This window comes from Nostoc sp. 2RC (assembly GCF_014222165.1).
Lineage (GTDB): Bacteria > Cyanobacteriota > Cyanobacteriia > Cyanobacteriales > Nostocaceae > Nostoc > Nostoc linckia.
In genome coordinates this window covers 1-21,032 of record NZ_JACKZU010000121.1, presented here as the reverse complement: position 1 = coordinate 21,032, position 21,032 = coordinate 1, and the positions used below count along the sequence as shown (strand labels likewise).

At 41.1% G+C, this 21,032-nt stretch carries 20 protein-coding genes; 12 read left to right on the top strand and 8 right to left on the bottom strand.

Annotated elements, in window-relative coordinates:
- Positions 1 to 87: 87 nt before the first annotated feature.
- A complete protein-coding gene (gene psbP / locus GNE10_RS15515) occupies positions 88 to 633 on the bottom strand; it encodes a photosystem II reaction center PsbP (protein WP_185565947.1) in 546 nt (181 codons plus the stop codon).
- Positions 634 to 1,289: 656 nt separating this feature from the next.
- Between psbP and dapB the strand changes: the two genes are divergently transcribed.
- From dapB to GNE10_RS15470, 9 genes are all read left to right on the top strand, one after another.
- On the top strand, positions 1,290 to 2,126 hold the full coding sequence (gene dapB, locus GNE10_RS15510) for a 4-hydroxy-tetrahydrodipicolinate reductase (protein WP_185565946.1): 837 nt from the start codon (positions 1,290 to 1,292) through the stop codon (positions 2,124 to 2,126).
- Positions 2,127 to 2,348: 222 nt separating this feature from the next.
- Positions 2,349 to 3,038, top strand: coding sequence for a phosphate ABC transporter permease (locus GNE10_RS15505; RefSeq protein WP_099068367.1), 690 nt, complete (start codon positions 2,349 to 2,351; stop codon positions 3,036 to 3,038).
- Positions 3,039 to 3,077: 39 nt separating this feature from the next.
- Entirely contained in the window at positions 3,078 to 3,860 is a 783-nt protein-coding gene (locus GNE10_RS15500; protein WP_185565945.1) for a class I SAM-dependent methyltransferase, read from the top strand.
- A 141-nt stretch (positions 3,861 to 4,001) separates the two neighbouring features.
- Positions 4,002 to 4,841, top strand: coding sequence for an urease accessory protein UreD (locus GNE10_RS15495; protein WP_185565944.1), 840 nt, complete (start codon positions 4,002 to 4,004; stop codon positions 4,839 to 4,841).
- Positions 4,842 to 4,862: 21 nt separating this feature from the next.
- The gene (gene ureA / locus GNE10_RS15490; RefSeq protein ID WP_185565943.1) at positions 4,863 to 5,165 is read left to right on the top strand and encodes an urease subunit gamma; all 303 of its coding nucleotides are present in this window, start codon (positions 4,863 to 4,865) and stop codon (positions 5,163 to 5,165) included.
- Positions 5,166 to 5,221: 56 nt separating this feature from the next.
- Complete coding sequence (locus GNE10_RS15485; RefSeq protein WP_185565942.1) at positions 5,222 to 6,403, top strand: AAA family ATPase; 1,182 nt, start codon at positions 5,222 to 5,224, stop codon at positions 6,401 to 6,403.
- A complete protein-coding gene (locus GNE10_RS15480) occupies positions 6,400 to 7,056 on the top strand; it encodes a DUF4276 family protein (RefSeq protein WP_185565941.1) in 657 nt (218 codons plus the stop codon). The genes GNE10_RS15485 and GNE10_RS15480 overlap by 4 nt, the downstream gene beginning before the upstream one ends.
- Before the next feature lie 17 nt (positions 7,057 to 7,073).
- Complete coding sequence (locus GNE10_RS15475) at positions 7,074 to 7,379, top strand: urease subunit beta (RefSeq protein ID WP_185565940.1); 306 nt, start codon at positions 7,074 to 7,076, stop codon at positions 7,377 to 7,379.
- An 8-nt stretch (positions 7,380 to 7,387) separates the two neighbouring features.
- The gene (locus tag GNE10_RS15470) at positions 7,388 to 7,924 is read left to right on the top strand and encodes a DUF1349 domain-containing protein (protein ID WP_185565939.1); all 537 of its coding nucleotides are present in this window, start codon (positions 7,388 to 7,390) and stop codon (positions 7,922 to 7,924) included.
- A gap of 87 nt (positions 7,925 to 8,011) precedes the next feature.
- Here GNE10_RS15470 and GNE10_RS15465 read toward each other — a convergent pair whose 3' ends face one another.
- From GNE10_RS15465 to GNE10_RS36515, 3 genes are read right to left on the bottom strand one after another with little or no spacing between them, the layout of a single operon-like run.
- Positions 8,012 to 8,416 (bottom strand): hypothetical protein, encoded by a 405-nt coding sequence (locus GNE10_RS15465; RefSeq protein WP_185565938.1) that lies wholly within the window; start codon positions 8,414 to 8,416, stop codon positions 8,012 to 8,014.
- A gap of 6 nt (positions 8,417 to 8,422) precedes the next feature.
- Complete coding sequence (locus GNE10_RS15460) at positions 8,423 to 8,716, bottom strand: hypothetical protein (RefSeq protein ID WP_260446896.1); 294 nt, start codon at positions 8,714 to 8,716, stop codon at positions 8,423 to 8,425.
- Positions 8,682 to 8,762, bottom strand: coding sequence for a hypothetical protein (locus GNE10_RS36515; protein WP_397325693.1), 81 nt, complete (start codon positions 8,760 to 8,762; stop codon positions 8,682 to 8,684). The genes GNE10_RS15460 and GNE10_RS36515 overlap by 35 nt, the downstream gene beginning before the upstream one ends.
- A gap of 163 nt (positions 8,763 to 8,925) precedes the next feature.
- Between GNE10_RS36515 and ureC the strand changes: the two genes are divergently transcribed.
- On the top strand, positions 8,926 to 10,641 hold the full coding sequence (gene ureC / locus GNE10_RS15450) for an urease subunit alpha (protein WP_185565937.1): 1,716 nt from the start codon (positions 8,926 to 8,928) through the stop codon (positions 10,639 to 10,641).
- A 165-nt stretch (positions 10,642 to 10,806) separates the two neighbouring features.
- Here the strand turns inward: ureC and GNE10_RS15445 are convergent, their stop codons facing one another.
- The 4 genes from GNE10_RS15445 to GNE10_RS15430 all read right to left on the bottom strand — a co-directional run bounded on the left by GNE10_RS15445 (position 10,807) and on the right by GNE10_RS15430 (position 18,191).
- Positions 10,807 to 11,787, bottom strand: a complete 981-nt coding sequence (locus GNE10_RS15445; protein ID WP_185565936.1) for a magnesium transporter CorA family protein — start codon at positions 11,785 to 11,787, stop codon at positions 10,807 to 10,809.
- 158 nt (positions 11,788 to 11,945) lie between these two features.
- On the bottom strand, positions 11,946 to 13,028 hold the full coding sequence (psbA, locus tag GNE10_RS15440; protein ID WP_185565935.1) for a photosystem II q(b) protein: 1,083 nt from the start codon (positions 13,026 to 13,028) through the stop codon (positions 11,946 to 11,948).
- A gap of 557 nt (positions 13,029 to 13,585) precedes the next feature.
- Positions 13,586 to 15,085, bottom strand: coding sequence for an MBOAT family protein (locus GNE10_RS15435; RefSeq protein WP_185565934.1), 1,500 nt, complete (start codon positions 15,083 to 15,085; stop codon positions 13,586 to 13,588).
- 103 nt (positions 15,086 to 15,188) lie between these two features.
- Positions 15,189 to 18,191, bottom strand: coding sequence for a DUF1574 family protein (locus GNE10_RS15430; RefSeq protein WP_185565933.1), 3,003 nt, complete (start codon positions 18,189 to 18,191; stop codon positions 15,189 to 15,191).
- Between the two features lie 480 nt (positions 18,192 to 18,671).
- Here GNE10_RS15430 and GNE10_RS15425 point away from each other — a divergent pair, with 480 nt between their 5' ends.
- The gene (locus GNE10_RS15425) at positions 18,672 to 18,908 is read left to right on the top strand and encodes a hypothetical protein (RefSeq protein WP_099068372.1); all 237 of its coding nucleotides are present in this window, start codon (positions 18,672 to 18,674) and stop codon (positions 18,906 to 18,908) included.
- A 102-nt stretch (positions 18,909 to 19,010) separates the two neighbouring features.
- The coding region (locus GNE10_RS15420; protein WP_260446894.1) for a phosphoenolpyruvate carboxylase at positions 19,011 to 21,032 on the top strand (2,022 nt) is incomplete at its 3' end.

The following is a 21,032-nucleotide window of genomic DNA, read 5'->3' as shown; positions in this document are numbered from 1 at the left end:
TCCTCCCACACCTCCCACACCTCCGTCTCCTCCCACACCTCCCACACTTCCTGCTTGCCCCATGCCCAATGCCCAATACCAAATTGACTAATAAACAGAAAAAGAATTTACAACTTCATCAATTGTTTGTTGAACTTTTGGCCAGCGTTTTTCCGAAATTGAGGCGTTGAAGGTAAAAAGTTTACCACGGCTCACAGCAACGCTGGCGATGTTATGTCGTTGCTGTTGATTGGGGAGTTTAACTTCATATTCTAAAAGGTAGTATGTTTTACCATCTACTTCGCGCTCTGCGGCGTTGATTAATTCTGCTGTACGACCAGAATCAGCAGGCGCGAGAGCGGCTTTTCCTAACTTGTATCCTACTTCTGTTGGAGTTCCTAATTCTGCTAAGGTTTTATTTTCTGGAACTGGGCTAATCACTACAGAAACATTTTCAGATATTTCAATTAAATCGTGAAAAACCACATCAGGGCCGTTGGCAACTTTGACTTGCAGCCAGCCATTAGGATATAAAAACTGATAACCATCATTGCTGTCTACAAAGCTTTTGAGTCCAGCGGCAAACGCTACACCAGGATTACTCAGGCTGAAGCTCAAGACTAATAGCAAAATTAATACAATTCGTTTCCACATTATATACAGGTTCCTTTGGGCTGGAGGCAATACTAGGCAAGCATCATTTGGAGACTGTTGACTGCTGATGGTTGACGGTTAACAAAAGCGTGGGTTTTGGGTTGTGCTGGTTGTACCGCTAAAGCGGAACTCACTCTCTTGGCAACTGGGCTTTATCAGTCAACAGTCAACAGGAAATCCCATCTTTTTCTAGGAATGGATGAGTTTAACGTTTTTATTTTCCCATCAAGCGGTACGCTTCGGTTGAAGCACAACATTGGCAGCTAATCAAAAAAATAAAAACCCCGACTTGATAGCCGAGGTAAATGGGAGAAGTCCAAATGTCGATGAAATGTACCTATACCGAAGTCTATTTTTTAGTTAACTTTTAAAGCAACCAAAACTAGAAAGGTCACATACAAGGTCTAACCTTGACTAGGTGGCTTGCTTTACTGCTTTGTTAACCTATGTAAATAAATTTAACAAATTTTATTACGATTCGTCAACTAGACTTGACAAACAAAAGATTAATTTTTGATAAGATTTACTTATCATAGATACTAATGAAAAATTTTCCAGGTCATCCATAAAAAAGCAGCTAAGAACTGGGGACTGGTATTTTTATTTGCAAAAGTCTTTACAATTCCTTTGTTAACTCAAAAAGTATTTCTCAAGATATGACGAATCAAGCTCCTATCCCGGTTATTGTCAACGGTGCGGCTGGTAAAATGGGTCGTGAAGTAGTGAAGGCAGTAGCGCAAGCACCAGACTTGAATTTAGTGGGTGCAATTGATAGCAGTCCCCAACATCAAGAAAAAGATGCTGGAGAACTGGCGGGTTTAAGCGAACCTTTAGAAGTGCCAATTACCAATCAATTAGAACCGATGTTGGGTTATGTAGCTGGGGAGAGACAAGGGCCTCCAGGGGTGATAGTAGACTTTACTCATCCTGATTCAGTTTATGACAACATTCGCAGCGCGATCGCCTACGGTATTCGTCCTGTAGTCGGTACCACTGGATTAAGCCCAGAACAAATTGAAGATCTCGCCGACTTTGCCGAAAAAGCTAGCACTGGTTGTCTAATTATTCCTAACTTTTCCATTGGTATGGTGTTGCTGCAACAAGCCGCAGTGGCCGCTTCTCAATATTTTGACCACGTAGAAATTATCGAACTGCATCACAACCAAAAAGCCGATGCTCCCAGCGGTACTGCCATTCAAACCGCGCAGTTATTGGGAGAATTAGGTAAAACCTTTAACCCGGCGTTAGTACAAGAAACTGAGAAATTAGCAGGAGCTAGGGGGAGCCAAGCAGACGAAGGAATTAGAATTCATAGCGTGCGCTTACCGGGATTAGTTGCTCATCAGGAAGTTATTTTTGGCGCACCGGGACAGATTTATACTTTACGACACGATACGAGCGATCGCGCTTGCTATATGCCAGGAGTACTATTAGCCATTCGCAAAGTCCTAGCGTTAAAGTCGTTAATATATGGATTAGAAAAAATACTTTAATAAGAAAGAATTCAGAAGTCAGGACTCAGAACTCAGAATTTACCTGAGTAAAACTGATGAATGTAGCTTACTACTCTGTGGGAGTATAAACGGTGAAAACACTCACGCCTAATTTTCAATTTAGTCTTCTATTAGTAACTGGTCTATCTTCCACTCATTAATTCTGAATTCTGAATTCTGAATTCTGAATTCTTCATACTCATTACCCATTACTCAGCACTCATGTTAGTACCACTGACTCGCCAGAAATTTGAACAAATTGTCCCGTTAATTGCCACTGGTCTTCAGTACAAGTACTATTGGGGAAAGTTTGCAAATTTTTTGCAACGCCTGTTAATTTCTGTAGTCGCCATAGTCGTAATTCTGCTTGTTAGAGCTTTGTTTGGGCTACAGTTTGGCCCCATAATATTTGTGCTGGGGGTAATTAGCGCTTTGTTTTGGCTGTGGTATCCAGTATTTCAAGCAAGTATGCGGAATTTAAAATGCCGTCGTTACAAATATAGCGGCTTTTTTCGCGGTAGAGTTTTGGACTGGTGGATTACAGACCAATTAATTGGCAAACAGGAAACTGTTAATAGCAAAGGTGAATTAGTAATTGTAGAAAACCGAGAAAAACGGATTAACTTAGAGGTGGGTGATGACACTGGATTTACCATTGAATTTGACGCACCACTACGTTCTAGCCACAAAGCCATAACTCGCGGTCAAATTGCAGAAATGGTAGTGATGTCAAATCGCGCAGATTTAAGCAGTATTGAAGATTTCACTGATATATACATTCCTAGTCGTGAGTTGTGGGTTAGCGATTATCCTTACCTGCGGCGAGATTTCTTTAGCGAAGTCGGCCGTCGCTTGCGTGAAGATTCACAACAAAGAAGGCCGCGTCGGCGTCGGCGAACAGTAGATGAGTAAACAAACTGTGAAACACCACACTCAATTTTCTCAAAATCCATGAGCGAAAGTTATTCTCAAACAACTCCCCTACACACCCTAAACTCACTCAACCGATTTTCCGATCGAGCAGAAGATTATGTAAAGTATCGACCAAGTTACCCCACAGCTGCCATTGATATTATCTTGGAATCATTAAATAAAAATTCACAAATTTTTGCAGCAGATATTGGTGCAGGTACAGGAATTAGTTCCAGAATATTAGCTGGGCGTGGAGTTAATGTCATCGCCATAGAACCAAATGCGGCCATGAGAGAGGCCGGCGAACCACACCCTTTAGTAGACTTTCGGGATGGAACAGCAGAATTTACCAAACTTAGCGATCAATCTGTTGATTTAGTTACTTGTTTTCAATCTTTCCATTGGTTTAATCCAGAACCAACATTATCAGAATTTCATCGGATTTTAAAACCATCGGGACGCTTAGCTATAGTGTGGAATAACCGTGATAAAAAAGATGCCTTCACCGCAGAATATAGCCGGATAGTCCGGGAAGCATCTAACAATCATCCTGGAGAATCAAGGATGCAGTCAGTGGAGCCGTTATTAGCAACTCCTGATTTTATCAACATTCGTGAATATAATTTCACTTATAGACAAAAGTTAGATTTAACTGGACTTATCGGACGGGCAAAAAGTGTTTCTTACCTACCTCAAGAACTGTTAGCAGATAAAAAATTCCTTGAGAGTTTTGAGGAATTGTATCAGCGTTTTCGTGATGAAAATAATTTGGTGTATCTGGTTTATCGTACTAGCGTACACCTTGGTGAAGTAATTAATTAGGACAGAATTCAGAATTCAGAATTCAGAATTAAAAAAGAGTTAGCTTTTGTGTTTGAATAACTTCAATCTGCTATAAATCTCAGGTGAAGACATTAAGATTTTATTAGCGTCTTGATTTGAGATTTAATATTTTATCGATAAATGACTTGTAACCCAGAAATTACAGAAGGTTGGCATGGCAAACTGAATTTAGTTTACGCCCATCGCCACAACGCAACGCAATTAATTTACACTCACCAGCAAGCACCCTTGAAGGTGCAACGCCCTTTTTATCCAGAAGGGTCAAAAGTTTGTCATAGCGTAATTTTACACACAGCCGGGGGAGTTGTGGGGGGCGATCGCTTATCCTCTAATATCCATCTCGAACCTCATACAGAGGCTTTAATCACTACAGCAGCAGCTAGTAAGATATATCGCAGTAATGGTTTACAAGCTAGGCAAAAAATCCAGATACAAGTTGAGGCTGGCGCTTGTTTAGAATGGTTACCCCAAGAAACAATTTTATTTAACGGTGCGATTTATCAGCAAGATTTACGGGTAGAATTAGCAACCGGGGCTAACTTTTTAGGCTGGGAAATTACCCGCTTTGGTCGCAGTGCTAGAGGAGAAAAATTTGATCGGGGAGAATGGCGATCGCATACTGAAATTTGGCAACAAGGTGTCCCGTTGTGGATAGACCGCCAATGGTTACCAGCTAGTGAGGAAATTTTTTACAGTTTTCACGGGTTGGCGGGAAAGCCAATAATCGGTAGTCTAGTTTGGCTTGGTGGTGTAGTTGCACCAGAAATTATAGAAAAAATCAGAATTTTAGCTAATGGAGTTAGTGAAGCTGGTGTTAGCCGATTACAACATGGATTATTGTGTCGATATCGCGGTGATTCTACATCTGAGGTGAGAAACTGGTTTATTGAAGTTTGGCAGTTGCTACGAGTTTATTTTTTGAATCGTGGTAAATGTATACCAAGAGTTTGGCAAGTTTGAACCGCCGCGAGGGAGGAAAGAATGCAATTGACGCCGCAGGAAAAAGATAAGCTATTGATTTTTACTGCTGCTTTATTAGCAGAAAGACGTAAAGAAAGGGGTTTGAAATTGAATTATCCGGAAGCTGTTGCTTATATTTCTGCTGCTATTTTAGAAGGTGCCAGAGATGGGCAAACTGTAGCTGAATTAATGAGTTATGGCACAACTTTGTTAACACGGGATGATGTGATGGCAGGAATACCAGAAATGGTACATGAAGTGCAAGTAGAAGCAACTTTTCCTGATGGCACAAAGTTAGTGACTGTACATAATCCAATTCGTTAATCAAACATCCTCTAATATGGGAGAAATAGAATATTAAGCAAAATAGAGGTAGCGAGATGGTATCACCATATCGATTAACATCACTCAAAATTCAAGGTTATCGACCTTTTAGAAATTTTGAAGCGTCATTACAACCGCTAGAAATTATTGTTGGTGCTAATGGTGCTGGAAAATCTAGTTTGTTTGAATTCTTGAGATTTTTACGAGAAAGCTTATCTCAAGATATACCAGCAGAAATAGTTCCTGATTCTATTGGTCAACAGATTTTTCATATTCCAGGCCCAGCTAAGTTTCAATGGGATATAGAAGTTGATACAGGTCGTCCAGTTGGTATTAGATATTTAGGGGAACTGATGGGGCCTGTTGGTAGAACTCAAGTTTCCTATGAGCGTGTAGAATCATCTAAACCTTATAGTGATAAATACAGTACTCCATATATATATATGGATATTCAAGGTAATAAAGGTGTTGTTCAAGACCCTGATACCAGAAAATTTTCACAGCAAGAAATAGCACTCAAGCGACCTAATCAGCTTGCTCTAAGTGCAATGACAAATCCATCACTAGAAGCTTTATATAACTTACGTGAGTATATTCGTGATTGGAAATTTTATAGTTCATTTAATATAGCAAATTATAAAATTCGCAAATCAGTTCCGATTGAGCAAGAACCTGTTTTGCGTGAAGACGCAGGTAATTTAAGTTCTATTTTGCATTACTTGTTTACCGAACATAAATCAGCGTTTGACGAGTTACAACAACATTTGCGTTCTGTGGTTCCTGGTTTTAAAGGTTTGACAGTAAAAGCGCGTGGTGGCCCAGGAGAAGTGATAGCTTTTTGGCAGGAATCAGGAATCGATCAAGACCTTAGCCTTGCTGATTTATCTGATGGTATTTTGCGTTTAATTTGTTGGATTTGTCTTTGTGTACAACCAAATCCACCGTCTTTAATTTGTATTGACGAACCAGATCAAGGTGTCCATCCTCGTACATTACCTGTTCTTGCTGCGTTATTTGAAAAAGCTTCTGAACGCACTCAAATTTTATTGGCTACTCATGCTTCTTATTTCTTAACTCAATTTAATATATCTCAAATTGCTGTACTCAGAAAAGAAAATGGAGAAGCGAAGTTTATTAAACCTGGTAATTCTCAAGTTTTAATAGATATGCTTGATGATTTTGGCCCAGATGAAATAGAACAGTTACATCGTAGTGATGAATTAGAGCGACTTCCATGAAAGTTGAGATTTATGTAGAAGGTACATCTGATAAGTATGCAATGGAAGCATTATTATCGCAATTAATTGAAGAAAAATTACAACAGGGTATCAGAATCGATTTTTTTCCTGTTAAGGGAATTAACAATGATAGAGGAGGACATGCGAAGAAAGATTTGCTGACAAAAACACCAATCAAAGCAGTAAATATTATACGGGATAAGCCAAGTACAATTGTAGTAATAATGCCAGACTTATATCCTAAAAATATAGTATTTGAGCATGAAACTATTCAAGAATTAGAAAATGGGATCTTAAATAATTTTAATCAAGTATTAGAATCTAAACAAATTCATGATAATCGACTAAGAGAACGTTTAAGAGTTTTTTGCTTTAAACATGATTTGGAAGCATTAATTTTGGCTGCTGAATCAGAATTAAGAAGCGTGCTTGGTGTTAATTCTCTAAGTGTAAGATGGACGATACCAGTTGAAGATCAAAATCATAATGTTCCACCTAAAAACATTGTAGAGGAAATCTTTATAAGATGTGGCAATAAATATAAAGAAACTGTAGACGCCCAAAGAATATTAGCAATTGCTACATATCAAAACATTGCAGAACAATGTCCTCAAGCATTTAGACCATTTGTAGAGTTCTTAGAAAATCTTTAAATTAGGAAAAATTAATTATGATTCCTGGAGAAATTATTACACCAGAAGGTGAAATTGAACTAAACGCTGGTCGTCCTACTATTAAATTGCCAGTGTCTAATACAGGCGATCGCCCCATACAAGTCGGTTCCCATTTTCACTTTTATGAAGTTAACGCTGCCTTAAATTTTGACAGAGAACAAGCGCGAGGAATGCGCCTCGATATCCCCGCAGGCACGGCAGTTCGCTTTGAACCAGGGGATGAAAAAGAAATCATATTAGTGCCTTTGGTTGGTAGTCGCCAAGTCTACGGTTTCAACGCTAAAATTAACGGTTCTCTATAATTATGCAAATGCAATGGTATAATGAGCCGCCTGTTTGGGAAGTAAAAGATGAAGCGATCGCTGTTACTTCTGGGGCAAAAACAGATTTTTGGCGGGAAACTCACTACGGTTTTATCAGAGATAATGGTCACTTTTTTTATCAACAAATTCAAGGTGACTTTATTGCAGAAGTTAAAGTGACCGGACAGTATCACGATTTATACGATCAAGCCGGTTTAATGGTACGTTCAGATGAATTGAATTGGTTAAAATGTGGCATTGAATTTGTCAATGGCGTGCAACAAATTAGCGCAGTAGTGACACGTAATTACTCAGATTGGTCTGTTGTTCCAATGCCGCAAAATCCTTCTACAACTTGGATACGTGTAACTCGACGTGGCACAGCAATAGAGGTGGAATACTCTTTAAATGGGACTGAGTATACAATGTTACGACTTGCCTATTTGACTCCAGTGGAAACATTAAATGTTGGTGTGATGTGTGCCTCTCCTGAAGGAAATGGTTTTCAGATGACGTTTGAAAATTTCCAAATTCGCAGTTTGTAAGGAGTAGTTCTGAGTTATAGAATGTCGCGTTGCGGTTACGTCAGAACTTATGGGTTAACGATAGCGTCCCTCTGCATTTCAAAAAAATTATTGAACAGGTTTAATTTCAAACTCAAATTTGGAACGGTAAAAACAAATATCGAATTGCAAGAAAAAATTTGTTTGTCCAAGAATCAAAGGAGCATTTAGACTACTTACCCACGCAAATACTAACTGTACAGGTGGAAAATTACTAATTTCAGACGTTGCAAAAAATGGCATAGCAGGTTGATTGCTGAGATTTCCTGCCAATTGAATGATAGCTTTACGCTCATCCCAAATCCCACCCAACTGAAGCCCTAACTCATAAGGCATAACATTGACAGTAGCACCGCTATCAACTAAACCATTTGCTTGTATCCTGTAATTTTCTCTAGTTAAAACCAAAGGGATTCTGGGTAAGCTATCAAATTCATTTTGGGTGGAACTTGTGGTGGAATACTTGAAGCGCATATAGCTTTAATGACTAGAATCCTTTTGTTCGAGTGCTTCCATTAGAGCTGCACCAGCCCCAAAGCTATTATAAGGAGTTGGTAAATCGTAGGTTTTGAAGGGTTCTAAAGGTGAAATATCCTCAACTGTATCTAAATCTTCGGCAAGGATGCGAATTAGCTTAAGTTTTTCTGATGGAGAAAGCCTTCGAGCTAGAGGAATTATGTCTGCTAAGGTCATTTTGTCTAAGCCTCCAGAAATGCTCATTGATAAGCATAATCCTAAATTATCCAAGTTGTGGAGAAAATGCGAACTCCTCATAAGCCGACTCCAACAACCCAGGCCCCAACGCCGTATGTACTCGCATCCCACAACCAATTATCACCCCACTCAAATTATTCTCATCCATCCTCCGCGAACCTTTGCGCTTACCTTTGCGCGACGGCAGTCGCTACAACGGGGGGAACCCCCGCAACGCGCTGCCTCTCCTTTGCGTTTAAACTCAATCTTAACCTCCATTACCAAAAGTTATGCCTTACAAAATGTCCCGCCGCGCCTACGCCGAAACCTATGGCCCCACCGTCGGAGACAAAATCCGACTTGCAGACACAGAATTATTCATCGAAGTCGAACAAGATTTCACCACTTACGGCGATGAAGTGAAATTCGGCGGCGGAAAAGTTATTAGAGATGGCATGGGACAATCCCCCATTTCTAATGCCGATGGCGCTGTAGATTTAGTAATTACTAATGCTTTAATCCTCGATTGGTGGGGCATTGTCAAAGCAGATATCGGCATTAAAGATGGCAAGATTTTCAAAATTGGTAAAGCCGGAAATCCTTATATTCAAAATAATATAGATATTATTATTGGCCCCGGAACTGAAGCTTTAGCAGGAGAAGGAATGATTCTCACTGCTGGTGGTATTGATGCCCATATTCATTTTATTTGTCCTCAACAAATTGAAGTGGCGATCGCTTCTGGTGTCACTACCATGATTGGCGGCGGTACTGGCCCCGCCACCGGTACAAACGCCACTACCTGCACCCCAGGCCCCTGGAATATTTATCGGATGTTGCAAGCTGCTGATGCTTTTCCCATTAACTTAGGATTTTTGGGTAAAGGAAACGCCAGTCAACCCCAAGCACTTGTAGAACAAGTAGCTGCCGGTGCAATGGGGTTAAAGCTACATGAAGACTGGGGAACTACCCCCGCAGCCATTGATACTTGTCTTGGCGTTGCTGATGAATATGATGTGCAAGTGGCTATTCATACTGATACCCTCAACGAAGCCGGATTTGTGGAAGATACCATCGCGGCCTTTAAAAACCGTGTCATCCACACCTACCACACTGAAGGTGCAGGTGGCGGACACGCACCAGATATCATCAAAGTTTGCGGCCAAGCCAACGTTTTACCATCTTCCACTAACCCCACCCGTCCTTATACCCTCAATACCTTAGACGAACACTTGGATATGTTGATGGTATGTCATCACCTAGACCCAGCTATCGCTGAAGATGTCGCCTTTGCTGAGTCTCGCATCCGTCGAGAAACCATAGCAGCTGAAGATATTTTGCATGACTTGGGTGCATTTAGTATGATATCTTCTGATTCTCAGGCAATGGGTAGGGTAGGAGAGGTGATAATTCGCACTTGGCAGACATCTCATAAAATGAAGGTGCAACGTGGAACTCTTAACCCACAAGGAACTCAGCAAGCAGCAGATAATTTTAGGGCAAAAAGATATGTTGCTAAGTATACTATTAATCCAGCGATCGCCCACGGAATTGCTGAATATGTGGGTTCCGTGGAAGAGGGAAAATTAGCAGATTTGTGCTTGTGGCGTCCGGCATTTTTTGGCGTGAAGCCAGAAATAGTCATTAAAGGCGGAATGATTGCCTGGTCGCAAATGGGCGACGCTAACGCCAGTATTCCCACACCCCAACCAGTACACATGCGACCGATGTTTGGTAGTTTTGCAGGTGCGAAGAACGCCACATCACTAACTTTTGTTTCCCAAGCAGCTTTAGAAAGGGAAATTCCTACACAGTTGGGTTTACGCAAAACAGCAGTTGCAGTTTCCCAAACCCGCCAATTGAGTAAGCAAGATATGAAGCTGAATGATGCGCTACCTAAAATTGAAGTTGACCCAGAAACCTACGAAGTCTGGGCGGATGGTAATTTACTGACTTGTGAACCTGCAACAGCTTTACCAATGACCCAAAGATATTTTTTGTTTTAGTTTCTTAACAGTCAACAATAGACTTCTAAGAGAAGTCGGGAAAAGGGCAAGGGGAAAGGGGAAAAGGGAAAGAAAAAACCTTTAACCCTTACCCTTTAACCTTTTCCCCAAACCAAATTCCAGTTTAAAATCCTTAACCGAGCAGTATTGCTAATCAACTAAACACTACAACCAACGTTTTTTCTTCGCATAAACAATACTACCAATCACAATCAAAGCCATGACAGCAATGGCGGCTGGATAACCCCAAGGTTGCTCTAATTCGGGCATATACTTGAAGTTCATCCCATAAACACCAGCAATAAAGGTGATTGGTAAGAATACCGCCGATAGGATAGTTAAGCGGTTAATTCGTTCGCTAGTTTCACTGGCAATATTATCACGTTGAATTTCCATTAATTCTGACATCCAGATTCTCAGACTTTGATATTCTTGCCAGAGATTATCTATGTGATGCACAAATTCTTGATTAAATAATGCCTTTACTGGCTGAGAAATCCATTGGAAATCTTCGTAATTCATCATCATTAAAAGTGACTTAATGCTTTGAAAATTACGACGCCCAAAACGAGTGGATTGCCTCATGCTAGCTATTTTGTGGTATGTTGATTCATCACCCAAATTTCCTAAAACTTCATCTTCTAAATCATCAAGTTTTCTAGAAATGTATTCAAATACAGTATGGTAATTATTTAAAATATCATTAAAAATTAGATAAAAAAGATAGTCAATTCCCGATTTTTCCAGGTCTATATTTCGCTTTTGCAGATTGTTAGTGAGTACATTAAATATTTTGACTTCAGTAATTTCAAAGGTGATGATAAAATTCTTGCCCAGCACAATAGTACCGCGTGCTACTTCAAACTCTCGATTTTTTAATTGAGGAGTTAAAATTTCATAATTATCAAATAAACAATCTTCTGTATCTTCATCCATTCCTGTAGGTGTATGGTTGAAAACCATGTTCACACGAGATGGATTCAGATTAAAGTGATTGATAATTTTACCAGTTCCAGCGCGATCGCGGAAATTAACACAACGCAACCAAATATTCTGAGAACTATCAATTCTTTGGAGTACCGTATCAATATCCCTACTGGAAAATAAATCTAGCTGATTCTGAGAAAAGGTAAGAAGAATTAGCATACAGTGACTTTTATCCAAATCCCCCACTAATTGATTCGATTAGCGCAACGGTTCCCGTTCTGAATTCTCAATTCTGAATTCTTCTTTTTAACATTACATTCCAACAAAAAAGCGCCCCCTTTTCAGGGGACGCTTTTTATTCAGCTATTACTGGAGTATTAGCCATTGATAGCAGGAGCGGTCATTGCTACAGGAGCAACATCACCAGCAGCCAAGTCTAAGGGGAAGTTGTGAGCGTTGCGCTCGTGCATTACTTCCATACCCAGGTTAGCGCGGTTGATTACATCTGCCCAAGTGCTGATAACGCGACCTTGAGAGTCAATGATGGACTGGTTGAAGTTGAAACCGTTGAGGTTGAAAGCCATTGTGCTTACACCCAAAGCGGTGAACCAGATACCAACAACAGGCCAAGCAGCTAAGAAGAAGTGCAAGGAACGGCTGTTGTTAAAGGAAGCGTATTGGAAAATCAAGCGACCGAAGTAACCGTGAGCAGCAACGATGTTGTAGGTTTCTTCTTCTTGACCGAATCTGTAACCGTAGTTTTGAGATTCGGTTTCGGTGGTTTCACGAACCAAGGAAGAGGTTACCAAAGAACCGTGCATTGCGGAGAACAAAGAACCGCCGAATACACCAGCCACACCTAACATGTGGAAGGGGTGCATTAAGATGTTATGTTCTGCTTGGAACACGATCATGAAGTTGAAGGTTCCGGAGATACCCAGAGGCATACCATCAGAGAAAGAACCTTGACCGATGGGGTAGATCAAGAATACTGCGGTGGCGGAAGCTAGAGGTGCGCTGTAAGCTACGCAGATCCAAGGACGCATACCTAAGCGGTAAGAAAGTTCCCACTGACGGCCCATGTAGCAAGCGCAACCGAGCAAGAAGTGGAAAATTACCAACTGGTAAGGGCCACCGTTGTACAACCACTCATCTAAGGAAGCTGCTTCCCAGATGGGGTAGAAGTGCAAACCGATCGCGTTAGAAGAAGGAACAACTGCACCAGAGATGATGTTGTTTCCGTAGATCAAAGAACCTGCAACAGGCTCGCGGATACCATCGATGTCCACAGGAGGAGCAGCGATGAAAGCGATTGTGAAGCAAACGGTAGCGGCTAGCAGGGTAGGAATCATCAATACACCGAACCAACCAACATAAATGCGGTTGTCAGTGCTGGTGATCCACTCGCAAAACCGATCCCATACGTTGGCGTTAGAACGCCGTTGTAAGGTAGTTGTCATTGTTTTATGAGTGCTATGTTTTGTTAAAAATTGAACAGGTTAATTTGTTTTTCACCTGTAGAAATAAGTCTACATGAATTTACTTTGATGCGAGATGTAGCTTAATATTCTGTAACATATTTGTTGAATAAACTCACATAAAGGTAAAGTTTTTCTTTGGATTTATAGCAGTCCCAAATAGCATCAAAAGTATTAATTTGTATGGCTTTAAGGGATTTAAACACTAAACGAATTTCGGGAATCTATCCCCCATAGCACTGATGCAAAAATCTCTCTAACTCTTATTCCTCCGTGTTCTCTGTGTCCTCTGTGGCTCGATTTTCTTTTACCTGTGGGTCATTCGTTCCATCATTATTAACTTTACATTTGTTTACAAATTGAATTAAAAATATTTAATAAAAAATATCTTGTAAGAATCGATAATCCAGAACTTATAACCGTTTTCAATTACAAGGAATTAGAAAAAATCAAGAGGGTAGCACAGCCATCTGTGCTACCCTTACTTCTACCTCATAAATTGGTATTAACTACAGTTGCCTGTGTCCCAAGAAAGTGAATTAAAAATCAAAGTATATGTATGGCAAGCTACCTTGAGGAGCTAATAACCAAACTGCGTAGAAGCATAAAGGTACAAAAACAAGCTTCACAGGCCAGTTAAACTCTAACTTCAATATGCGGTTAAAGGCGTAGACTATAGCCATGAGAATAGCTAAAGTTATCAACACGCAGGCGAGCTGGTATTGACTCATATTTAAAGCTTCCACATAGACTTTTTGGGCAAATTGGGCGTCAGCTGGATAACCCCAAAGATGTCGAGTTACTAAAAAAGAGTCTTGGGGATTAGGTAAGCGGAACCAAATCCAAGAGCTAAAAACCATTAGTTGGGTCAATAGCCAAGCTATAAATATACCCAAAGGATTTTGCCAAAAAAGTTCTAGTTTTTCAAAGCGATCGCTAATTGCATCTGTAAGTCGATGAACTACTAGAGCTATTCCGTGCATTACGCCCCATACTACATAACCTAAAGCCGCTCCATGCCAGATACCAGCAATTAACATCACAATAAATAAATTCCCACAAGTGCGAGTCAAACCCCGGCGAGAGCCACCCAAAGGAAAATAAATATAGTTACGTAGCCAATCACCTAAAGTCATGTGCCAGCGCCGCCAAAATTCCCCAATGCTGGTGCTGAAATAAGGAAAATCAAAATTTTCAGGCAAAACTAACCCGAAAAGTAAAGCACTACCACGGGCGATGTCTACATAGCCGTTGAAATCTAGATATAACTGTAAGCCGTAGGCGAATGTAGCTAACCACAAATCCGTACTACCTGCTCGCTGGAGATTGCCAAAACATAAATCAACAAAAACTCCCAAATGGTCTGCAAAAATACCTTTTTTTACGGCCCCTCTAGCAATTAACCACAATCCTTCTGCCACTTTATTAGTGGTAGGTAAATGTGGAGTATTAAATTGATTTGCTAAGTTGTGGTAGCGGGTAATTGGGCCAGAAATCAGCTTCGCAAAAAATAATTTATAGGAAGCAAATTTCAAAAACTTATCCGTCGCTGGAGCGCCACGGTAAACATCTATTAAATAAGCAATACACTCAAAAGTAAAAAATGAAATTCCTAAGGGGGCAATTAATTTAAAAGGATTTTCTTGGGGATTGGTTTGGATGTTAAAAACAAAATTATATAAAGGAACAGTATACTTGAAACCCAATAAAAGTAAAACATTGAGAACTATACCTAACCACAAAAGCTTTAAACGACGTGAATTCCAATCATTTTCAATAAATTGCCATTCTTCATTAGAAATTCGCCAGTCAAAAGAATGTTTCCCTAGCGACGTATTCTTGCCAATTTCCACTCCCAAGCGAAAATTAATAAAAGTCAATGCTAATAGCAATGGAATGTACTGGATATGCAAAGATGCATAGAAAACCAAACTGGCAATTAAAAGTGTCCACAATCGCCATTTTTGTTGTCCCAAAGACCAGTAAATTCCTAGTACACTCAACAAAAAAAGCCCATAGAAAATTGATATGAAGTTCATTTTTTAGTCATTAGTTATGAGTCATTAGTCATTGGGTATGGGGCATTGTACAGTGAACAGTTAACAGTCAACAGTCAACCAATAACTGTCATACCCCATTTCCCTACTTAATTGGCCAAGGAATCATCGGGTCATTTACTAACTTTTTCGAGACTTCGTAAGCGCCAAAGCGGTTGAGGTGGCTAGGGTCAGAAAAATAATCATTGACTTTAGGCCATTGTTGGCTTAAATCACGATAAATAAAGTTGGGGTTAGTTGCTAAACGCAACATATATTTTTGAAATTCTTGCTCGTATTTTTTCCTGACTGGATCTAGATAATCAGCTGTCAGGGGCATGTTGATAAAGACTAAAGAAATTTTCTGAGATTGGGTAAATTGCATGACCTCTTGTAAGGCAGTTTCTTGCTCTCCTCCTAATTGGAAAAATTTATAATCGTTGTCATAATTACCTGGAACTCTAGAATGTTTTTGATAGTATCTAGCAGGATTAAAGCGAATAGATAAAGGTAAAAATCCATCAAAATCAACTGCTTGCTGGGAAGTATCTTCAGAATTACCGTCTGTTGATTGATTTGGGGATGTGAGTGTTTGATTTTGACCGAATTTTAGCAGATGTTCTTGCAGTAAACTTTTAATGCGATCGCGGTTTTGATAGCTAGTAGAAACAGATGCTAGAGCTTGATTTAACCAATCATTAACAGCTTGGTATCCGTTAGTTTCTGGCTTTTCTTCTTTTGGGTTTTCTGGTTTGGGATTTTCGGGGGCATCACTGCTATTTGGTGTTGTGGAGGCTTTTTCCAAAGCTTGTTTATAGCCAGCTGATGCGGCGATGGATTTAAAGGTAATATCCTCGCGTCCGCTATTGAAAGCACGGGCCCCGTCTGCCCAAAGAATTAATTTTGGCAGTTCTGATGGTTCTAAAACCTGGCGCACTACAAAGTTGACAACTTGTGCAGTGGCTCCATTAATGCCAAAGTTGAAGACATCAATATTTGGATAGCCTTGAGTTGCCAAAGCTTTAGAAAGTGCTGCGGGGTCTACTCCTCTGAGGGCGCGGGAAGAACCAATGATTAATACATCTGGTGGTCTACCGGTTCTGGCGAGGCGTTGTTTGTATAAAGCTAGTTGTTCGTCTAATTGCCTGACATTGAAACTTGGCATTTGCGATCGCGCTGCTAAAAGAATAGCAGTGGCAGTTGCCTTTTCTTTCAATGGTGCGGCTGCTAAGTTGGTATTTTGGCTATCTTCACCTTGGGTGAATTGAGAAGCATTGAATACAGTACCTCCTTCGAGAGGAATTTTTGTTTTGCCTGTACTGCTAAACAATGTCTTTTTCTCTTCATTGGGATTTTTTCCAGATGTCAAGGATGCTTTTTGCTCAGATGATGTAGGTGAGACATTGGCTATTGTTGGGGAAGTGGGTGTAGTGCGTGCCATCATGAGACCCAACACCCAATCACTTTGCAGGGTAAGCAATAATCCCAGTGTGCCCCAAACCAAAGCAGTCTTAACTCCTTGAGCATCAGGGTTTGGTTCTGCTGACTGATGGCTTTCGGTAAATAGCTGAGTTGCTAAAAGGAATTTTTTGACTGCTGCATTGACCGTTGCTAGCCAATCGAGGGCTACTTCTGTAACAAAGCTTTGAACTTCTTCTGTGGTTAAGTCTGGGCGTAAAATGGGTTCGCTAGTTTCAGCCGTTACCAAATCGTTGACGTATTGAGAAGTAGCGGCAAATTCCGGGGTTGCTTCTGGTACTAGACGTTGGCGATGTTCTAAATCGATGCCATGATGCCAAAAAGGTTCCTTATTTCCTGCCCGCCTTCCGTAGACGCGCACTCCTGTAACACCGGAAATTTTTAACTGGCGAATAAACTGTGTAACTTTGTTTGCTATCTGTGCCCGTGCTGGACAAACAGGTGCATCACACATAATGTGCAATAAATCACTTTTATTCAGCAGTTGTACGCGAATTCCACCCGTGAGCAAACGCCAATCTAAGTCAGGATTGAGTAAGCGCTCTAGTAAAAAAACGATCGCTTCTTCATCTCCAGTATTTGCCAAATCTAGCGGTGTTGTTGCAAAGACGGAATGCTCCGCAGCAGGTAAAGGTAACCAATCAATCCAAGCAGGTTGGTTGTCCCCTGCTTTTTGTCCGTATATTGTGGCACCGAGAATACCTTGGGGGGCGATGGCTTCTAGCTGGGGTACAATTATCTCCAAGCAGGCGGCTTTATCTGGGATGGGGGCGGTTCCTAAGGGGTCAAAAGCTGGCGTACAAAAAATATGTAGCGTTGATTCTTTGAGAGAAGCTTGGACAGCAACTTTTAACCCTGACAATACCTCAGTTAGTAATCTGGCGATCGCTTGCACATCTCCCCAACGCGCCCACTCTTTGAGCATTACCTCTGGTGGGGTTAAATCCACTCGCAAGAGCCAATCAGGTGCAGTTTCACCAGTTACCTGAGAAACTATTACCGCATCTGGATAGCCAGAAAGTCTCAGAGAACGTAACTTTTCGGCTATTGGTTCTGCCAGCAACGAAGCATCGGGACTATAGCTAGAATGGCAAAATATCCACAGACGATTTTCTTCAATTTGGGAATTCTTGGCCTTGTGTAGCTTAATTTTTGCATTTACTGACACACCCAAACTACTCAAAGTTTCGCTCAAGTAACGAGCAATGGCCTCTGGGTTACCTTGGCGTGCCAAACTTTCATTGGAGACAATCAGTGCCCCCCCTGGCTGTTGAGATTTTTTTGAGTCTCCTAGTAAAGCTTGCTGCACCTGTTCTACATGCTTCTGGATTTGATTCAAATAAACTCGATGACACCATTTAGGACGCGATTCCCCTTTCCTTCGACCATAGACAAATACTTGGTATATTGAGGGTTGCTCGTCGCTTGTGAGGCTATCCAAATCTGTTTGCTGTAGTGCTTGCAGCAGATCCGAAAGGGTACGCCAACGTTGCGGACATTCTGCCCCCTCACAAAGAATATGAAGGTCATTTCCCTGTAATCGGATTTTCACCCCGAAAGTGTTAATCCCTGTTGCTTGGCTGATCCACTGCACTAAGGATTGCTGGCGGTCTGGTAATACTGTTTTCATGGGAAATTAACTTTAACAGTCAGCGATTGTTGGGGGATAGTGCCTGCACTTGTAAACTAGAACCATAGGTGTATCACAGTTTGACGTTTTTTTTTAACAATTTTGTTACCTTTGTACCTTGCAAAATCGGCCAAGATAGTCTTGTACGGTTGCAAGTACGGCTAATGTTGAGTTTTGCGTTTATTTTACTCGCAAGGAGTCAAAAGTCAGAAGTTAAGAGTTAGGAGTCAGGTGTCAGAAGTCAGAATTCAGAACTCAGAAGTCACGAGTTATAAGTCAGAATAATTTTATGTGACTAGCTGATAAATTGTCTTTTAGAGTCTGAACGCCTCCGATTGAGCTAACGCTCCTTGTAGGCTGAACCAATAACAAATCTTATCCAATTTAAACTCCTTCTCCTGATGTGTGAAGTCCTTCTGAATTCTGACTCCTGAATTCTGACTCCTTTTGACTGATTTTTCCACAACCAAAGAATTAGCAATGACAGCAGCCAACCAAAAACCCTCAGATAACCCTCCATCCAATGTGGATTTTTTTAGCATTCCCCAATCATTCCTCTTGCAAATAGGTACAGCGTCTATGGTACTGCTGCTGGTTACACAAAAAGCTACAGTAAAGGCACTAGAAGCTATGGGGGAAGCTAGTGAAGAATTGTTTCGAGGCGATCGCTTACCCATTCTTGACTTCCCAGACGATAACGAAACTGAACGAACTTAGAAAATATACATCGAACAATTCTCTGCTCAGGAAAAACATCGTGAGCCTTGAGTACAAGACCTACAAGTGTAAACAGTAATTGGCTTTACAATCATCAAGAATATGAGTTCCCTTTTATACTCTTCATCGCAAACTGCGGATATATACCCGGTGTCGGAATTGTTTTTGCGTCATCGGCTACAGGTAGTGGAAGAATTGTGGGAGTCAGTTCTGAGGCAAGAATGCGGCCAAAACATGGTAGATCTGTTGCGGCAATTGCGGGATTTGTGTTCGCCAGAAGGACAAACAACAAACGACCAAGCCTCTTCAGCTGTCAAGTTGATTGAACAACTCAACATCAATGAAGCAATTCGCGCGGCTCGTGCTTTTGCTCTGTATTTTCAGTTGATTAACATCATAGAGCAGGAATACGAGCAACGGCAGCAATTAAGTCGCTTTGAAGCCGAAACAGAAGTTATAGAACCAGAAACGCGACCAAATGCTAATTATTCGTCCAATCAAGGAGAAGACGACGGCCCTGTGACTGGGGGACTAGCAGCAGAGTTGCTCACAAAAAATTATGCCCAAAAAACCCAAACCAAACTCAAAGGTACTTTTGCAGCTTTATTTCCCCATTTATTTAAACTGAATGTTCCACCCCAGCAAATTCAACGTCTGATTTCCCAGTTGGATGTACGCTTAGTGTTCACAGCGCACCCAACAGAAATTGTGCGTCATACCATCCGTGATAAGCAGCGACAAGTGGTACAACTGTTGCAAAAACTGGATGCTTTAGAAAATGGCTTGGGAAGTACAGGAGTGGGACATTCTTGGGAAGTCGCAGATGTGCGGGAACAATTACTTGAAGAAATTCGTTTGTGGTGGCGCACAGACGAACTCCACCAGTTCAAACCCACGGTGCTGGATGAAGTGGATTATGCTCTACATTACTTCCAAGAAGTTTTATTTGACGGCATTCCCCAACTTTATAAACGGTTTAAATATACACTAGCGAATACTTTTCCTTGGCTAGAACCACCGAGTAAGAATTTCTGCTCCTTTGGTTCTTGGGTAGGTTCAGATAGGGATGGTAACCCATCAGTGACACCAGAAATTACCTGGCGAACAGCTTGCTATCAACGGAAAATGGTGCTGGGAAGATATATCGAGTCAGTGAAAAATCTGATTGAATTATTAAGTGTGTCAATGCACTGGAGCGATGTCTTACCAGATTTGCTCGAATCTCTAGAATTGGATCAATCCCAGTTGAGTGAAGTATACGACGCCCTAGCGCTGCGTTATCGACAAGAACCTTATCGACTGAAATTAGCTTATGTACTCAAACGGCTAGAAAATACCCGCGATCGCAATTTAGCTTTGTACAATCGGGAAACCCCAAAAAATCAAGATAGCCCTTTATACCTTTCTGATGCCGAGTTTTTAGCAGAACTGCGGTTAATTGAGCGTAACTTGACAGAAACCGGTTTAAGTTGTAAAGCCCTAGAAGATTTAATTTGTCAGGTAGAAATATTTGGCTTTAATTTGACACAACTTGATATCCGTCAAGAATCATCCCGCCACTCTGATGCCTTGAATGAGATTCTAGAATACCTACAAGTACTACCCCAAGCTTACAACGAACTTTCGGAAGCCCAAAGAGTTGCTTGGTTAACCACAGAACTGCAAACCAGACGCCCATTAATTCCATCAGAACTGCCATTTTCCGAAAAAACCAACGATGTGATTGAAACCTTTCGCATCGTGCGATCGCTGCAACAAGAATTCGGCGTCAACATCTGTAAAACTTACATTATCAGCATGTGCCGCCAAGTCAGCGATGTTTTGGAAGTATTGCTCTTAGCCAAAGAAGCCAGACTTTTTGACCCCGCCATTGCTGTGGGAACCATTCAAGTCGTTCCTTTATTTGAAACAGTAGAAGACTTGCAACGCTCCAGAAGCGTTATGCGAGAATTATTTGAACTGCCCTTGTATCGCGCTTTGTTAGCCGGCGGCTATGCAGCGCACAAGTGGGAAGCGGACGCGGAGACAGAGGGACACGGGGACGCGGGGAAGGATACGGAGACAAAGGGACACGGTGACACCGACAATTCTTTCCCCGCGTCCCCGTGTCCCTCTGTCTCCGCG

Coding starts and splice junctions, on each gene's coding strand:
- GNE10_RS15475 (WP_185565940.1), top strand. CDS start 7,074: ATGATTCCTGGAGAAATTATTACACCAGAAGGTGAAATTGAACTAAAC.
- GNE10_RS15485 (WP_185565942.1), top strand. CDS start 5,222: ATGGTATCACCATATCGATTAACATCACTCAAAATTCAAGGTTATCGA.
- GNE10_RS15465 (WP_185565938.1), bottom strand. CDS start 8,416: ATGCGCTTCAAGTATTCCACCACAAGTTCCACCCAAAATGAATTTGAT.
- ureA (WP_185565943.1), top strand. CDS start 4,863: ATGCAATTGACGCCGCAGGAAAAAGATAAGCTATTGATTTTTACTGCT.
- GNE10_RS15505 (WP_099068367.1), top strand. CDS start 2,349: ATGTTAGTACCACTGACTCGCCAGAAATTTGAACAAATTGTCCCGTTA.
- GNE10_RS15445 (WP_185565936.1), bottom strand. CDS start 11,787: ATGCTAATTCTTCTTACCTTTTCTCAGAATCAGCTAGATTTATTTTCC.
- GNE10_RS15460 (WP_260446896.1), bottom strand. CDS start 8,716: ATGAGGAGTTCGCATTTTCTCCACAACTTGGATAATTTAGGATTATGC.
- GNE10_RS15435 (WP_185565934.1), bottom strand. CDS start 15,085: ATGAACTTCATATCAATTTTCTATGGGCTTTTTTTGTTGAGTGTACTA.
- GNE10_RS15500 (WP_185565945.1), top strand. CDS start 3,078: ATGAGCGAAAGTTATTCTCAAACAACTCCCCTACACACCCTAAACTCA.
- dapB (WP_185565946.1), top strand. CDS start 1,290: ATGACGAATCAAGCTCCTATCCCGGTTATTGTCAACGGTGCGGCTGGT.
- psbA (WP_185565935.1), bottom strand. CDS start 13,028: ATGACAACTACCTTACAACGGCGTTCTAACGCCAACGTATGGGATCGG.
- GNE10_RS15480 (WP_185565941.1), top strand. CDS start 6,400: ATGAAAGTTGAGATTTATGTAGAAGGTACATCTGATAAGTATGCAATG.
- psbP (WP_185565947.1), bottom strand. CDS start 633: ATGTGGAAACGAATTGTATTAATTTTGCTATTAGTCTTGAGCTTCAGC.
- GNE10_RS15495 (WP_185565944.1), top strand. CDS start 4,002: ATGACTTGTAACCCAGAAATTACAGAAGGTTGGCATGGCAAACTGAAT.
- GNE10_RS15470 (WP_185565939.1), top strand. CDS start 7,388: ATGCAATGGTATAATGAGCCGCCTGTTTGGGAAGTAAAAGATGAAGCG.
- GNE10_RS36515 (WP_397325693.1), bottom strand. CDS start 8,762: ATGCGAGTACATACGGCGTTGGGGCCTGGGTTGTTGGAGTCGGCTTAT.
- GNE10_RS15430 (WP_185565933.1), bottom strand. CDS start 18,191: ATGAAAACAGTATTACCAGACCGCCAGCAATCCTTAGTGCAGTGGATC.
- GNE10_RS15425 (WP_099068372.1), top strand. CDS start 18,672: ATGACAGCAGCCAACCAAAAACCCTCAGATAACCCTCCATCCAATGTG.
- ureC (WP_185565937.1), top strand. CDS start 8,926: ATGCCTTACAAAATGTCCCGCCGCGCCTACGCCGAAACCTATGGCCCC.